Annotated in this window: 16 protein-coding genes; 6 read left to right on the forward strand and 10 right to left on the reverse strand. The window is 61.6% G+C overall.

What is annotated here, in order from left to right; all coding sequences use genetic code 11:
• Positions 1 to 129: 129 nt before the first annotated feature.
• The 4 genes from trmB to HBN63_RS04595 form a co-directional block, all read right to left on the reverse strand.
• Positions 130 to 849 carry a tRNA (guanosine(46)-N7)-methyltransferase TrmB gene (trmB, locus tag HBN63_RS04580; RefSeq protein ID WP_170048569.1) on the reverse strand — a complete coding sequence of 240 codons (720 nt, stop codon included), beginning with the start codon at positions 847 to 849 and terminating at the stop codon, positions 130 to 132.
• 146 nt (positions 850 to 995) lie between these two features.
• Positions 996 to 1,790 carry a thiazole synthase gene (locus tag HBN63_RS04585; protein ID WP_090250159.1) on the reverse strand — a complete coding sequence of 265 codons (795 nt, stop codon included), beginning with the start codon at positions 1,788 to 1,790 and terminating at the stop codon, positions 996 to 998.
• A gap of 57 nt (positions 1,791 to 1,847) precedes the next feature.
• The gene (thiS, locus tag HBN63_RS04590) at positions 1,848 to 2,048 is read right to left on the reverse strand and encodes a sulfur carrier protein ThiS (RefSeq protein ID WP_160085807.1); all 201 of its coding nucleotides are present in this window, start codon (positions 2,046 to 2,048) and stop codon (positions 1,848 to 1,850) included.
• Between the two features lie 102 nt (positions 2,049 to 2,150).
• On the reverse strand, positions 2,151 to 2,537 hold the full coding sequence (locus HBN63_RS04595; protein ID WP_170048570.1) for a DUF423 domain-containing protein: 387 nt from the start codon (positions 2,535 to 2,537) through the stop codon (positions 2,151 to 2,153).
• Between the two features lie 67 nt (positions 2,538 to 2,604).
• Between HBN63_RS04595 and mtgA the strand changes: the two genes are divergently transcribed.
• The gene (gene mtgA, locus HBN63_RS04600) at positions 2,605 to 3,342 is read left to right on the forward strand and encodes a monofunctional biosynthetic peptidoglycan transglycosylase (RefSeq protein WP_170048571.1); all 738 of its coding nucleotides are present in this window, start codon (positions 2,605 to 2,607) and stop codon (positions 3,340 to 3,342) included.
• A 1-nt stretch (position 3,343) separates the two neighbouring features.
• Here mtgA and HBN63_RS04605 read toward each other — a convergent pair whose 3' ends face one another.
• The 5 genes from HBN63_RS04605 to ftsY all read right to left on the reverse strand — a co-directional run bounded on the left by HBN63_RS04605 (position 3,344) and on the right by ftsY (position 8,171).
• Positions 3,344 to 3,955 carry a hypothetical protein gene (locus HBN63_RS04605; RefSeq protein WP_170048572.1) on the reverse strand — a complete coding sequence of 204 codons (612 nt, stop codon included), beginning with the start codon at positions 3,953 to 3,955 and terminating at the stop codon, positions 3,344 to 3,346.
• Between the two features lie 135 nt (positions 3,956 to 4,090).
• Positions 4,091 to 4,945: an RNA polymerase sigma factor RpoH gene (gene rpoH, locus HBN63_RS04610; protein WP_160012860.1), complete on the reverse strand. Its 855-nt coding sequence runs from the start codon at positions 4,943 to 4,945 to the stop codon at positions 4,091 to 4,093.
• Positions 4,946 to 5,057: 112 nt separating this feature from the next.
• Positions 5,058 to 6,077 (reverse strand): permease-like cell division protein FtsX, encoded by a 1,020-nt coding sequence (ftsX, locus tag HBN63_RS04615; protein ID WP_090250169.1) that lies wholly within the window; start codon positions 6,075 to 6,077, stop codon positions 5,058 to 5,060.
• Positions 6,074 to 6,742, reverse strand: coding sequence for a cell division ATP-binding protein FtsE (gene ftsE, locus HBN63_RS04620; protein WP_090250172.1), 669 nt, complete (start codon positions 6,740 to 6,742; stop codon positions 6,074 to 6,076). The genes ftsX and ftsE overlap by 4 nt, the downstream gene beginning before the upstream one ends.
• A 1-nt stretch (position 6,743) precedes the next feature.
• Entirely contained in the window at positions 6,744 to 8,171 is a 1,428-nt protein-coding gene (gene ftsY / locus HBN63_RS04625) for a signal recognition particle-docking protein FtsY (RefSeq protein ID WP_170048573.1), read from the reverse strand.
• 204 nt (positions 8,172 to 8,375) lie between these two features.
• On the opposite strand from ftsY, the gene HBN63_RS04630 reads away from it, so the two are divergent.
• The 4 genes from HBN63_RS04630 (at position 8,376) to HBN63_RS04645 (ending at position 12,930) form a co-directional block, all read left to right on the forward strand.
• Positions 8,376 to 9,731, forward strand: coding sequence for a pitrilysin family protein (locus HBN63_RS04630; RefSeq protein WP_170048574.1), 1,356 nt, complete (start codon positions 8,376 to 8,378; stop codon positions 9,729 to 9,731).
• The gene (locus HBN63_RS04635) at positions 9,724 to 11,205 is read left to right on the forward strand and encodes a pitrilysin family protein (RefSeq protein WP_170048575.1); all 1,482 of its coding nucleotides are present in this window, start codon (positions 9,724 to 9,726) and stop codon (positions 11,203 to 11,205) included. The genes HBN63_RS04630 and HBN63_RS04635 overlap by 8 nt, the downstream gene beginning before the upstream one ends.
• Positions 11,205 to 11,813 (forward strand): 16S rRNA (guanine(966)-N(2))-methyltransferase RsmD, encoded by a 609-nt coding sequence (gene rsmD / locus HBN63_RS04640; RefSeq protein WP_170048576.1) that lies wholly within the window; start codon positions 11,205 to 11,207, stop codon positions 11,811 to 11,813. The genes HBN63_RS04635 and rsmD overlap by 1 nt, the downstream gene beginning before the upstream one ends.
• Positions 11,814 to 11,934: 121 nt before the next feature.
• The gene (locus HBN63_RS04645; RefSeq protein WP_170048577.1) at positions 11,935 to 12,930 is read left to right on the forward strand and encodes a hydrolase; all 996 of its coding nucleotides are present in this window, start codon (positions 11,935 to 11,937) and stop codon (positions 12,928 to 12,930) included.
• Positions 12,931 to 12,932: 2 nt separating this feature from the next.
• Here the strand turns inward: HBN63_RS04645 and HBN63_RS04650 are convergent, their stop codons facing one another.
• Positions 12,933 to 13,592, reverse strand: a complete 660-nt coding sequence (locus HBN63_RS04650) for a TetR/AcrR family transcriptional regulator (protein WP_170048578.1) — start codon at positions 13,590 to 13,592, stop codon at positions 12,933 to 12,935.
• 235 nt (positions 13,593 to 13,827) lie between these two features.
• Between HBN63_RS04650 and HBN63_RS04655 the strand changes: the two genes are divergently transcribed.
• Entirely contained in the window at positions 13,828 to 15,270 is a 1,443-nt protein-coding gene (locus HBN63_RS04655) for a coniferyl aldehyde dehydrogenase (RefSeq protein ID WP_170048579.1), read from the forward strand.
• Positions 15,271 to 15,298 lie beyond the last annotated feature (28 nt).

Here is a 15,298-nt window from a genome sequence, read left to right on the forward strand (position 1 = left end):
CAGTGCTGCCCGGGTTTATGTGCCGTCTTGGTGAGGAGCCGTCCTGGCGGGCGTCGGATTATTCCGATCTTGTGCAGTCATCCTTGTGCTTATGGTCTTGCTGCGCCGATACCTCAGCGCGTGGATCAATCAGTCAATGCGCTGGAACTTCAGATCCCATACGCCATGCCCAAGACGCTCGCCGCGACGCTCGAACTTGGTGGTCGGACGCTCCGTTGGCCGCGGCACATACTGGCCGTCTTCGGCCTGATTCTGGTAACCGGGCGCGACATTCATCACTTCCAGCATGTACTCGGCGTAAGGTTGCCAATCGGTGGCCATGTGCAACACGCCGCCGACCTTAAGTTTCTGTCGCACCAGCTCTGCAAACGCCGGCTGCACGATACGCCGCTTGTTGTGCTTGGCCTTATGCCAGGGGTCCGGGAAGAATAGCAGCACCCGATCCAGGCTGGCGTCGGCCACACAGTTGCGCAGTACGTCCATCGCATCGCAGCTGTAGACGCGCATATTGCTGAGGTTCTGCGTCATCAGACCGTTGAGCAGTGCGCCAACACCCGGACGGTGTACTTCCACCCCGATAAAGTCCTGCTCGGGCGAAGCGGCGGCCATTTCCAGGGTGGAGTGGCCCATACCGAAACCGATCTCGAAGGTGCGCGGCGCCGTGCGGCCGAATACCTGATCGAAGTCACGCAGGCCGCCCTCCAGTTGCAGGCCAAACTTCGGCCAGCCCTGATCGAGGCCGCGCTGCTGGCCTTCGGTCATACGCCCGGCACGCATCACAAAACTCTTGATCGCACGGTGCTTGGAGGTGTCTTCAGCCGGCTCAGGCTGTTGCTGCAATTCAGTCATGCTGTGCTCTTAAAGTGCTTTTACGATTTCGCGAGCTAGAGCTATGCAAGGCAGAAACAGGCGAGGAAGCGGAGTGTACTTTTGTACATGAGCATTCCGAGCCTGTTTCTAACGCAGCAGGGCCGACGCGCAGCAAATCGTAGTCCTTACTTGATTAGGCCATCCAGCGGCGAAGAAGCGCTGGCATAGAGTTTTTTCGGCATGCGCCCAGCCAGGTAGGCCATGCGCCCGGCGATGATCGCGTGCTTCATCGCCTCGCCCATCAGAATCGGGTTCTGCGCGTGGGCAATCGCGCTGTTCATCAGCACCGCCTCGCAGCCCAGTTCCATGGCAATGGTGGCATCGGACGCAGTGCCCACGCCGGCATCGACCAATACCGGAACGGTAGCCTCTTCCAGGATGATGCGCAGGTTGTACGGGTTGCAGATACCCAGTCCGGTGCCAATCAGGCCGGCCAGCGGCATCACCGCGATACAGCCCATGGCCGCCAGCTCGCGGGCAATGATCGGGTCATCGCTGGTGTACACCATCACGTCGAAGCCGTCCTTGACCAGCACTTCGGCGGCCTTGAGGGTTTCGATCACATTGGGGAACAGGGTCTTTTGGTCCGCCAGCACTTCCAGCTTGACCAGCTTGTGGCCGTCGAGCAGCTCACGGGCCAGGCGGCAGGTACGCACCGCCTCGACGGCGTCATAGCAGCCGGCAGTATTCGGCAGGATGGTGTACTTGTCCGGCGAGATCACATCCAGCAAGTTCGGCTCGCCTGGGTTCTGCCCGATATTGGTCCGGCGCACCGCCACGGTAACGATCTCGGCACCCGAAGCTTCGATGGCCAGGCGGGTTTCTTCGAGGTCCTTGTACTTGCCGGTACCGACCAGCAGACGCGACTGGTAGGTACGACCGGCCAGGGTAAAGGGCTTGTCGCTGGGCGCATGGCTCATGGGTAATCCTCGTGAAAGTGGGCGGCTGTCTGAACGCGATAAACCGATGAGCGGGGATCAACCACCGCCAATGGCGTGGACCACCTCAACCTGGTCACCCTCACGCAAAGCGGTGGTGGCGTGCTGGCTGCGCGGCACGATATCCAGATTGAGTTCGACCGCCACGCGCCGTCCGGTCAGGTCCAGACGCTCGATCAACCCGGAGACGGTTTCCCCGTCGGGCAATTCGAATGCTTCACCGTTTAACTGAATACGCATGACGGCTCGGTCACAACTGAGAAAAGGGCCGGCATTCTAGCCTGATCATGGGCGTTGACCAAGGCTGAAGGCTACCGCCCGCCCTACTTTCTGACTTATGGGTCAGGCGATACCGCGCGCGCCCAGCTTCCAGGCCGCTATGCCTAGGCATAGCCAGCCCGCGAGAAACGCCAGGCCACCGAAAGGCGTGACCATGCCCAACGCACCGATGCCGCTCAAGGTCAGGGCATACAGGCTGCCGGAGAACAGCACGATGCCCAGGGCAAACAACGCACCAGCGCAATTGACCAGTGGCGCCGGCCGTAGCAAGGCCAGCAGACCAACACCGAGCAGCGCCAGCGCGTGAATCAGTTGGTAGTGAGCACCGGTCTGGAATACCGCGAGATAGGCCGGTGTCAGCTGACTCTTCAGGCCATGCGCGGCAAAGGCACCCAAGGCGACACCGGTAAAACCGGCGCAGGCGGACAGCAATAACCACAGACGAGCCATGCATCACTCCAGCTATAAAGACAGGGCTGGCTATAATGGCCGGCAAATTCATCCCGGCCAAGCACGCATGTTTCGATCCCTCTCCCGTCGACTGCTCAAACTCCTGCTCTGGCTGAGTATCGGCTCTGTTCTGCTGGTGCTGCTATTCCGCTGGGTACCACCACCCGGCACCGCGCTGATGGTCGAGCGCAAGATTGAGTCCTGGATCGATGATCAACCCATCGATCTGCAACGCAGCTGGCGTCCCTGGAGCGAACTGCCGGATGACCTGAAGATGGCGGTGATCGCCGGCGAGGATCAGAAGTTCGCCGAACACTGGGGCTTCGATGTCGCGGCTATCCAGGCAGCTCTGGAACACAACCAACAAGGCGGTTCTCTGCGCGGCGCCAGTACCCTCAGCCAGCAAGTGGCGAAGAACCTGTTTCTCTGGTCTGGGCGCAGTTGGCTGCGCAAAGGTATGGAAGTATGGTTTACCGGCCTGATCGAACTGCTCTGGCCCAAGCAACGGATTCTTGAGGTGTACCTCAACAGCGTCGAGTGGGGCGATGGCGTGTTCGGTGCCGAAGCAGCCGCGCGGCATCATTTCAAGGTCGGCGCGCCCTACCTGTCACGCCAGCAGAGCAGCCTGCTGGCGGCCGTGCTGCCCAACCCACGCGAGTGGAGCGCCAGCCGCCCGAGTGCACACATCAGCCGCCGGGCCAACTGGATTCGCCAGCAGATGTGGCAACTGGGCGGCAGCCACTACCTCAACCGCCTGCAACCCAACCGCCCCGACTGGTGGCCGGGCTGGTTAAAGGGCGTTTAGCTCAGCGCTGTTTCAGCAGATGCCGCGGCACGGCATAGAGGAAGTACAGCTCGTCGTCCTGCAGGTGCGCGGTCATGCCCAGCTCGGGGTACACCCAGGCCTGCCCCTCGGCCAGCTCCAGGGTCAGACGCGGCTGACCGATGCTGGCAGCTAATCGCGCAACATCCAGCGGTTCCGGTGGTAACAGGGTCAAGGCAATAATCGGACGATTGGCCAAGGGCACCAGCAATTGGCTGCCCAGCGGCTGCTCCTTGTCCGTTGGTTTTAACCCTGCAGCGGCCAGCAAGCTTTCGCGCTCGCTCTTATCCAAACCGACTTCCGCCTCCAGCGACCACTTTTCATCGCCGTCCGGCAGCTCACCGCGATACAGCAGGCGTGCGCCTTCCAGATTCGGCTGCAGCCATAGCTCGCCATCCAGAGCGTCATGCAAGTGCACCAGGCTCAGGCGATCATCGGCCAGCGGCGTAAGCACCTTGGTTTGCCATTCTGCCAGCCAAGGCAAGGGTTGCGCGACCGGCTGCGGGCGCATCAGCCACGCGCCCCAGGCAAAGAATAGGGCGGCGACCACGGCAAAGATCAGCCAGTGCTGCAGACGTATGGGCGGCAATTTCATCGAGTTATTCCTTGATCAGAAAAATCGCCGGCCGCGATTTTTAACACCGAGCAGCGGCTGCCCGAAGGGTGGCCACCAGCTATGGCAAGCCATAAAAAAGCCGCACCTGGGTGCGGCTTCTGACGGTAGCGCGATTTACGCAGCGATTGAGCCCTTGAGCTTATTCATCGCGTTCTTTTCCAGCTGACGGATGCGCTCGGCCGAGACGTTGTACTTGGCGGCCAAGTCATGCAACGTGGCTTTCTCCTCGGCCAGCCAGCGCTGGTAGAGGATGTCACGGCTGCGTTCATCCAGGCCTTCCAGCGCTTCGTGCAGATTGGCGGTGGAGCTGTCGCTCCAGTCGGAATCTTCCAGCTGACGCGCCGGGTCGTAGCGGTGGTCTTCCAGGTAATGCGCCGGCGACTGGAAGGCGCTTTCGTCATCCGCTTCGGCAGCCGGATCGAAGGCCATGTCATGGCCAGTCAAACGGCTTTCCATCTCGCGCACTTCACGCGGCTCAACGCCAAGGCTTTCGGCCACGGCATGCACTTCGTCGTTGTTCAGCCAGGCCAGACGCTTCTTCTGGCTGCGCAGGTTGAAGAACAGCTTGCGCTGCGCCTTGGTGGTGGCGACTTTGACGATGCGCCAGTTTTTAAGGATGAACTCGTGGATCTCGGCGCGAATCCAGTGCACGGCGAACGACACCAGGCGCACACCCATTTCCGGGTTGAAGCGCTTGACCGCCTTCATTAGGCCGACGTTGCCTTCCTGAATCAGGTCGGCCTGGGCCAGGCCATAACCGGAGTAGCTACGGGCGATATGCACAACAAAACGCAGGTGAGCCAGCACCATTTGCCGGGCGGCTTCGAGGTCTTGTTTGTAGAAGAGACTTTCCGCCAGTTCACGCTCCTGCTCAGGGGTCAACAGCGGGATGCCGTTTACCGCATGCACGTATGCTTCTAGGTTGGCACCCGGAACCAGAGCATGAACAGGTTGCAAAGAAGTGGACATTTGAATCCTCCGACTTACGAATCGTGGAGCAGTCTAGCACTGCTCCTTGGGACTTTATACCGAGGTACAAGTTCCCTTACACATAGTCAATATCAAGCAAAACAATAACTTACTACCTAGGGGCCAGTTCGCTCAAGTGCCTTGCGACCGCCAGCCAGGCGCCAATATAGCCCAACAGGACCGCGCCGAGCAGCAGGGATAGACCATCGGCTATCGGCACACCCGCCAGGGCGAAGTCGCTGCCGTACAAACCGGCCAAGCGCACCACAGCGTCGTTCAGCCAGCCAAGGCCATAAGCCAGCAGCAGCCAGGCCAGCAGCCCAGCGCCCAAACCATACAGCGTGCCCATATAGAGGAAGGGGCGACGCACATAGCTGTCGGTACCGCCAACCAGCTTGATCACCTCGATCTCGGTGCGGCGGTTCTCGATATGCAGGCGAATGGTGTTACCGATCACCAGCAGCAACGCCATCACCAACAGTAAGGTCAGGCCAAAGACGAAGCGCTCACCCAGCTTGAGCATGGCGCTCAGGCGCTCGACCCAAAGCAGGTCCAGCTGCGCCTGCTGAACCCGTGGTAGTTCGGCCAACCGCAGCCTTAGGGCCTCCAGAGCGACCTTATCGACCTGCTGCGGTGTCACCACAATCACCCCAGGCAACGGGTTATCCGGCAGCTCCTTGAGCGCTTCGCCAAGGCCAGACTGTTGCTGGAACTCACTCAAAGCCTGCTCGCGGCTGATCCACTCGGCCTCTTCCACATCGTCCATCGCGGCGATCTGCTCACGCAATGCCTGACCTTGGGCGTCCGTGGCATCGATCTGCATAAACAGTGAAATCTGCGCCGCACGCTGCCATGACACCCCCAGGCGCTCAACATTATCCAGCAGCAAGGCCAAGCCCATCGGCAGACTGAGGGCCACGGCCATCACCAGGCAGGTAAAGAAGCTGCCAATCGGCTGTTTGGCCAGACGGCGCAGGCTGTCGACCAGGCTGGCGCGGTGGTTTTCCAGCCAGGCGTGCAGCTGGTGGGTAAAGCTTGGGCCATCGTCGCCCGGCGTTGGCGACTCGGATTTCTTCGGTGCGGCACCGACGCGCTGCGCGGGCTGAGGAGGCGGCATGCGAGTGGCGCTCATGCGGCCTCCCCGTCGCCGATCAGGCGGCCGCGCTGCAGGGTTAACATGCGGTGGCGCATGCGCGCGATCAGGGCCAGGTCGTGACTGGCGATCAGCACAGTAGTGCCCAACCGGTTAATGTCCTCGAACACGCCCATGATCTCGGCGGCCAAGCGCGGATCGAGGTTACCAGTGGGCTCATCCGCCAGCAGCAGGGCCGGCCGATGCACGATGGCGCGGGCAATGCCGACGCGCTGCTGTTGACCGGTGGACAGGTCGCCAGGCGATTGCTCGGCCTTGTCGGCCAGGGAAACCCGCTCCAGCGCAGTACGCACTCGGGTGCCGATCTCATCTTTGGACAGGCCAAGAATCTGCAGCGGCAGCGCCACGTTGTCGAACACACTGCGATCGAACAGCAGCTGATGGTTCTGGAACACCACACCGATCTGCCGACGCAGGAACGGAATTTGTGCATTGGTGATATGCGACAAATCCTGCCCAGCCAGCAGCAATTTGCCACTGCTCGGCCGCTCCATCGCCAGAAGCAAGCGCAGCAAAGTGCTCTTGCCTGCACCGGAGTGACCGGTGACGAACAGGAACTCGCCACGGCGCACATGGAAGCTCAGCTCATGCAGCCCGATGTGGCCGTTGGCATAGCGTTTACCGACCTGTTCGAACTTGATCATCCTATTTCTCCGCGAACAGCGCCTGAACAAAGGCTTCGGCCTCGAAGGTGCGCAGGTCATCAATGCCCTCGCCCACCCCGATATAGCGAATCGGCAACACAAACTGCTTGGCCAGAGCAAAGATCACCCCGCCTTTCGCCGTACCGTCCAGCTTGGTCAGCGCCAGGCCAGTCAGGTTGACCGTCTGGTTGAACTGCTTGGCCTGATTGATCGCGTTCTGCCCGGTACCAGCATCCAACACCAGCAGCACTTCGTGTGGTGCGGTGTCATCGAGCTTACCAATCACCCGACGGACCTTCTTCAGCTCTTCCATCAGGTTGTCTTTGGTGTGTAGACGCCCGGCGGTGTCAGCGATCAGCACGTCCATGCCGCGCGACTTGGCGGCCTGCACGGCATCGAAGATCACCGAAGCGGAGTCGGCCCCAGTGTGCTGGGCGATCACTGCAATCTGGTTGCGCTCGCCCCACACCTGCAGCTGCTCAACGGCAGCGGCGCGGAAGGTGTCACCGGCGGCGAGCATGACTTTCTTGCCATCCTGCTGGAGCTTCTTCGCCAGCTTACCGATGGTGGTGGTCTTGCCGGCACCGTTTACGCCGACCACCAGAATCACATAAGGCTGTTTGCTGTTGTCGATTTTCAGCGGTTGCTCAACCGGCTTGAGCAACGCCACCAATTCATCCTGCAGCGCCTTGTATAGGGCACCGCTGTCAGCCAGTTCCTTGCGCGCGACGCGTTTGGTCAGGTTACCGATGATCGCCGTGGTGGCTTCAACGCCCACATCTGCCGTCAGCAGGCGGGTTTCCAGGTCTTCGAGCAGGTCATCGTCGATGACTTTCTTGCCCAGAAACAGGCTGGCCATGCCCTCGCCAAGGCTGGCGCTGGTTTTCGACAGGCCCTGCTTGAGGCGCTCAAGGAAACCAGTACGGCTCTCCTCAGCGCTTTTAGCCGGCGCTGCGACAGGTTCTACGACAGCAGGTGCGGCCACCGGTGGCTCGACGACCGGCTCAACCACCGGTACCTCAATGTGCGCATGCAGGACTTCGCTGCCCGCGTTGATCCGAAAACGCGAGGGACGTGGCGCCGGGTTTAAGCCACTGGTGTCAGCCGGCGTAGGCAGGACGACGGCAGCTTGCTCAACGGGAGCCACTGGAGCCGGCTGAGGCTCGGGCGTATTAACCGGCGATTCAACTGGCGCGGCCACTTCGCTGATCGGCGCAGCAGGCACAGGATCAGTTCCAGTGACCTCAGCCGCAACGACAGCCGGAGTAGCAGGCTGCTCGTTCACCGAAGCTAATGGCGGCTCGGGCGTGACCGGCGCCTGCGGCTTTTTGCGCAGCCAGCCGAACAGGTCTTTCTTCTCTGCGGGTTTCTCGGCAGAGGGCGGCATAGAGGGCGCGGGCGTGTTCTTGTCGTCGTTGGAACCAAACATGGAGGACGGCTATCTCAAAGGTGCGACGCGCAGACCATGGCCTCTGAAAGCATTGCTCACGCGGCATTAAAAGCTGAAGAGTGCACGCGGAAACAATCAGAAGCCTTAGCAGGCGTGGTCGCCAGTAAAACGGATGCGTATCCTAGCACCTCCGCGCCCGCCGACGCTAAGACCAAGCGGGCCCGTCCGACAGGTCGATAACCCATGCATATGATTGCCCAACGCACTGCAGCCCTGCTGCTTGGCGTGCTCTGCACACCCCTGCTGGCCTTCGCCGCAGAAACCCAGCCGACCCACGAATTCAGCCTGGACAATGGCCTCAAGGTCATCGTGCGCGAAGACCATCGCGCGCCAGTGGTGGTCAGCCAGCTCTGGTACAAGGTCGGCTCCAGCTACGAGACGCCCGGCCAGACCGGCCTGTCCCACGCCCTCGAACACATGATGTTCAAGGGCAGCCGCAAGCTCGGCCCCGGCGAAGCGTCACGTATCCTGCGCGAGCTGGGTGCCGAGGAAAACGCCTTTACCAGCGACGATTACACCGCTTACTACCAGGTTCTCGCCCGCGACCGCCTGGCCATCGCTCTGGAGCTGGAAGCCGACCGCCTGGCCAGCCTCAAGCTGCCGGCTGATGAATTCGCCAAGGAAATCGAGGTAATCAAGGAAGAGCGCCGCCTGCGCACTGACGACAAGCCGTCGAGCCTGGCCTACGAGCGCTTCAAGGCCATGGCCTACCCCGCCAGCGGTTACCACACGCCGACCATCGGCTGGATGGCCGACCTTGAGCGCATGACCGTCGAGGAACTGCGCGCCTGGTATGAAGCCTGGTACGCGCCGAACAACGCCACCCTGGTGGTGGTCGGTGACGTCAGCGTCGCCGAGGTAAAAATCCTTGCCGAGCGCTATTTCGGCGCCATCCCCATGCGCACGGTACCGACGGCAAAAGCGCCGCGTGAGCTGGCCGCACCGGGCGAGCGCCGTATCACCCTGCACCTGAAAACCCAGCTGCCGAGCCTGATGATGGGCTTTAACGTGCCAGGCCTGGCCACCGCTGAACAACCGCGCCAGGTGCATGCCCTGCGTCTGGCTGCCGCCCTGCTAGACGGCGGCTACAGCGCCCGCCTGCCGACCCGTCTGGAACGTGGCGAGGAACTGGTATCCGGCGCATCGGCCTGGTACGACGGTTTCTCCCGTGGCGACAGCCTGTTCATCCTTTCCGCCACGCCCAACGTGCAGACCGGAAAAAACCTGGAGCAGGTCGAAGCCGGCCTGTGGCGTGAGCTGGAAGATTTGAAAAACACCCCGCCAAGCGCCGAAGAGCTGGCCCGCGTGCGCGCACAAGTGATCGCCGGCCTGGTCTACGAGCGTGACTCGATCACCAGCCAGGCTACCGCCATCGGTCAGCTGGAAACCGTCGGCCTGTCATGGAAGCTGATCGACCAGGAACTGGCCGAACTGGAGGCCGTGACCCCGGCCGATATCCAGCAGGCCGCCAGCACCTTCTTTACCCGCGACCGACTGAGCGTCGCCCATGTTCTGCCTGAGGAGAAGCGCAATGAGTGAGCGCAATGGCCTGCGCTACGGCCTGCTCGGCCTGGCGCTACTGATATTGATGGCGCTGCTGGCCCTGGTGATCAACCGCCCGGATAGCAGCCCAACCGCGGCACCGGCCGCCGAATCGACCCACATCGAATCCCTGGCCGCCCTCGGCGATCAGCCGCCCAGCCGCCGCGATCTGGACATCCAGACCTGGCAGACCGCTGAAGGCGCCAAGGTGCTGTTCGTCGAAGCCCGCGAGCTGCCGATGTTCGACCTGCAACTAACCTTTGCCGCCGGCAGCAGCCATGATAATGGCGTACCGGGCCTGGCCATGCTGACCAACGCCATGCTCAACGAAGGCGTCCCAGGCAAGGATGTCGGCGCAATCGCCGCAGGTTTCGAAGATCTCGGCGCCAACTTCGGTAACGGCGCATTCCGCGACATGGCCATCGCCAGCCTGCGCAGCCTCAGTGCTGCGGACAAGCGCGAGCCGGCCATGCAACTGTTCAATCAAGTGCTCGGCCAGCCGACCTTTCCGGAAGACGCCCTGGCGCGGATCAAGAACCAGCTGCTGGCCGGCTTCGAATACCAGAAGCAGAACCCCGGCAAGCTGGCCAGCCTGGCGCTATTCGAGCGCCTGTACGGCACGCATCCTTACGCGCACTCCAGCGACGGCAATGCCGAGTCGATCCCGACCATCAGCCGTGAACAGTTGCAGGCCTTCCATTCCAAGGCCTACACCGCCAATAACGCGATTATCGCGCTGGTCGGCGACCTCTCGCGCAGTGATGCCGAAGCGCTGGCCAACCAGGTGTCCGCCGCCCTGCCAAAAGGCCCGGCACTGCCGCGTATCGCCCAGCCGGAAGAGCCCAAGCCAGGGCTGCAACACATCGAGTTCCCGTCCAACCAGACTCACCTGATGATCGCCCAGCTCGGCATCGACCGCCGCGACCCGGACTACGCCGCGCTCTACCTGGGTAATCAGGTATTCGGCGGCGGTGGCTTCGGCACCCGCCTAATGACCGAAGTGCGCGAGAAGCGCGGCCTGACCTATGGCGTCTACTCCGGTTTCAGCGCCATGCAGGCGCGCGGCCCCTTTATGATCAACCTGCAGACCCGCGCCGAACTCAGCGATGGCACCCTGCAACTGGTCAAAAGCATGCTCGCCGACTTCATCAACAACGGCCCGACTGCAGAAGAGCTGAACAACGCCAAACGCGAGCTGGCCGGCAGTTTCCCGCTGTCCACCGCGAGTAACGCCGCCATTGTCGGCCAGCTGGGCTCCATGGGTTTCTATGACCTACCGCTGAGCTACCTGGAAGACTTTATGCGCGACGTCGACGCGCTGAGTGTCGAGCAGGTTAAAGCTGCCATGGCCAAGCACCTCAACCCGGACGCCCTGGTGATCGTCACCGCCGGCCCAAGCGTGGCGCAGAAAGAACTGCCACCGCCCACCGACAACCCTGCCGAGCAACCCACTGGCGTCCCGGAGCACTGATGAGCAAGCGACCCAAACCGCCAAAAGCCAACCCCGCCCACAGCGGCGATGGCCAGCTGCGGATCATCGGCGGGCAATGGCGCTCGCGCCAGTTCAACTTCCCCATGGCGGCTGGCCTGCGACCGACACCGAACCGCGTGCGTGAGACGCTGTTCAACTGGCTGGCGCCCTATGTCGAGGGCGCCAAGGTGCTCGACCTGTTCGCCGGCAGCGGCGCGCTGTTTCTCGAAGCCCTGTCGCGCGGCGCGGGCAGCGCCCTGGCCTTGGACCTCAATCCAGCGGCCATCGCCAGCCTGCGCGGCCACCTGCAAACGCTGAACTGCGACAACGGCCAGCTGCAGCAGACTGACGCCCTGCTCTACCTGCAGAGCCCAGCAGCCATGCCGTTCGACCTGGTGTTTCTCGACCCTCCGTTCAACCAGAACCTGCTGCTACCGGCCTGCACCCTGCTGGAGCAGCATGGCTGGCTGGCGGCCGATGCCTGGGTCTATACCGAAAGCGAGAACCCGCCTTCCAGCCTGGGCATGCCCGGCAACTGGCGACTGCACCGCGAGCAGAAGGCTGGCCAGGTCTACTACGCGCTATGGCAGCGCACAGCCGCAGCCTGAGGGAAACTCCGGGCTTCACTGCGTGAAGCCCAACCAGGTTCTGTTATTCGCCCCGCTCATATAGCTTCCGTTTCACCGCCTCAGGGCCTAGCCTGAGCGCTTTCCCAATCGATATCTGGTCATGCACACACCCTTCAAACCCGCCTGGTGGCTGCCCGGCCCGCATCTGCAAACCCTGTGGAACCCGATGTGTCGCCAACCGGCGAAACTTGAGCGCACACGCGAACGGCTGTGGCTGGAGGATGGAGACTTTCTTGATCTGGACTGGCACGGTCCGCATCAGGCCGATGCACCGCTGGTGTTGGTGTTGCACGGCCTGACGGGTTCATCCGACTCTCTGTATGTGCTGGGATTGCAGCAAAAGCTGGCGGCCCAGGGCTGGGCCAGCGTGGCGCTGAACTGGCGCGGCTGCTCCGGCGAGCCGAACCTGCTGGCCAGGGGTTATCACTCAGGCGCCAGTGAGGACCTGGCGGAAACCGTACGCCACCTGCGCGCCCAGCGGCCGATGGCGCCTATCTATGCCGTGGGTTATTCCCTGGGCGGTAATGTGCTGCTCAAGTACCTGGGTGAAACCGGGGCCGACAGCCAACTGCAGGGCGCAGCGGCAGTGTCGGTGCCGTTTCGTCTGGATCAGTGCGCCGACCGCATCGGCATGGGCTTTTCTAGGGTCTACCAGAGCCACTTTATGCGCGAGATGGTGGCCTACGTGAAAGACAAGCAACGCCTGTTCGCTCACCAGGGGATGAGCGACCGCCTGTCCACCCTGGAGAAACTCGGCCCGCTGGATAACATGCGCACCTTCTGGGATTTCGACGGGCGTATCACCGCGCCGCTGCACGGTTACGCCGATGCTGAGGATTACTACCGGCGCGCCTCCAGCCGCTACTTCCTCAGCCTGATCGAGACACCGACACTGATTATCCAGGCCGCCGACGATCCCTTCGTCTTTCCGCACAGCCTGCCCGAAGCCAGCGAGCTATCACCCAGCATCGAATTCGAACTGCACACCCACGGCGGCCATGTCGGCTTTGTCGAAGGCAGCCTTGCTAAACCGGGTTATTACCTGGAGCGGCGCATTCCGCAGTGGCTGGCCGAGCAGACGGCCAAACCCCTCTAGGCTCAGATCACCTGATCCAGCGGCACATGTAGCTTGGCGTACAGCGCTTCCACCGCTTCGCGTGATTGCGGGGCGGTGTAGCCGCCTTCCAGCGCCAGCACCTGGTAGATGCCACGACGCAGCATCTCTTGACTCAGATCGCCAGGATTGCCACGGGTGGTGCAGAGAAAGCGCACCCAGGAGGTCATGATGATCCAACTGTTGAGGGTCAGCGCCTCGATTTGCGCCGCATCCATGAGCAGGATGCCGGCCTCGACAAAGCCCTGATAAATACCCTGCGCGCGCTGTAGGCAGCGCTGCGAGAACAGCTTGTAACGTTCAGCCAGCTCAGGGTCGCTGTCGAGCAAGTGCTCCAGGTCACGGTGCAGAAAGCGGTAATGCCACATCGCCGCCAGCAGGGCTTCGAGGTAGAAGGTCTTGTCCTGCACCGTCAGCGCACGGCCTTCAGGGCGGCGCAAAAAGGTGTCCACCTGGCTTTCATAGAGAGCAAACAGCTCGGCGATGATCGCCTGCTTGTTACGGAAGTGGTAGTACAGGTTGCCCGGCGAAATCCCCAGGTGCGCCGCGATATGGTTGGTGGTGACACTGCGCTCGCCCTGGGCATTAAACAGTGCCAGGCTTTCCTGAATGATGCGTTCGCGGGTTTTCAGTGGGACGGACATAGCGGCTCGATCTCGACTCAAAAGCCCGGCAAAGGTACACGCAGAAACAGCCAAAGTGTTACCCGCGCACCAACTCGCACAAGACACCAACTGTTCGATGGGCTGCGTCCGTCGACTGACCCCGGCATCCTATTTGACAGATTAGAGCAATTGCTCTAAAAATCCAGCACACCTTTTCTGCAGCGGCTCAGACCCTCTGACGCACTGCACTGCTGGAATGCCGAGGAGCAATACCATGGTCGCCGACGTCGCTTACCTTGAACAAAGCCTGCACAACAGCCAACAACAGCTCAGTCAGCTGGAGAACAGCTTTGCCCGGCAGCGTGAGGCGTTCAAGGCAAACCCGATGCCTTCGGCTGAGCAGCGCATCCAGTGGATCAACGTGCTACGCGATCTGCTCAGCAACGAACGTGATGCGCTGATCCGTGCTATCTCCCAGGATTTCAGCAACCGCAGCGCTGACGAAACCCTGCTCGCCGAGCTGATGCCTAGCCTGCATGGCATTCACTACGCGACTAAACGCATCAAGAAATGGATGAAGCCTTCACGCCGCAGCGTCGGCATGCAGTTTATGCCAGCTGCCGCCAAGGTCATCTACCAGCCACTGGGCGTGGTTGGCGTGATCGTGCCGTGGAACTACCCGCTGTTCCTCGCCATCGGGCCGCTGGTTGGCGCGCTGTCGGCCGGTAACCGGGTGATGATCAAGATGAGCGAGTCGACACCTGCCACCTCGCAACTGGTGAAAGACCTTTTGGCCAAGGTGTTCCCTGAAGACCTTGTCACCGTGGTGCTGGGCGAAGCGGAAGTCGGCATGGCCTTCTCCAAGCTGCCCTTTGATCACCTGCTGTTCACCGGCGCTACCAGCATCGGCAAGCACGTAATGCGCGCCGCCGCTGACAACCTGACCCCTGTGACGCTGGAACTGGGCGGTAAATCGCCTGCCATCGTCAGTGCTGATGTGCCGCTGAGTGACGCTGCCGAGCGCATCGCCTTCGGCAAAACTATGAACGCCGGCCAGACCTGCGTGGCCCCGGATTATGTGTTGGTACCGAAAGACCGCGTGGAGGGCTTTGTCGAGGCTTACCGCAATGCCGTGCTGGGCTTCTACCCAACACTTGCCGACAACCCCGACTACACCGCGATTATCAACGAGCGCCAGCAGCAACGCCTGAACAGCTACCTGCAGGACGCCGAAGGCAAGGGCGCAACCATTGTTCCGCTTTATCCCGCAGCTCAGGGCCGACGCATGCCCTATGCCGTATTGCTGAATGTAACGGATGACATGAAGGTCATGCAGGACGAGATCTTCGGCCCGCTGCTGCCGATCATCCCGTACGACAAGCTGGACGACGCGTTCAGCTTTATCAACGAGCGCGACCGACCGCTGGCGCTCTACTACTTCGGCTACGACAAGGCTGAGCAACAGCGCGTACTGCATGAAACCCACTCGGGCGGCGTATGCATCAACGACACCTTGTTGCACGTGGCGCAGGATGACATGCCCTTCGGCGGCGTCGGCCCATCTGGAATGGGTCACTACCACGGCCATGAAGGCTTTCTCACCTTCAGCAAGGCCAAGGGCGTGTTTATCAAACAGCGCTTCAACGCCGCCAAGATGATCTACCCGCCTTACGGCAAGTCGATCCAGAAGCTGGTGTACAAATTCTTCGTTCGCTAACTCCATCGCGCCCTGGTTACTCAGGGCC

The sequence above is a fragment of the Pseudomonas sp. WS 5011 genome, from assembly GCF_012985775.1.
Taxonomy (GTDB): domain Bacteria; phylum Pseudomonadota; class Gammaproteobacteria; order Pseudomonadales; family Pseudomonadaceae; genus Aquipseudomonas; species Aquipseudomonas peli.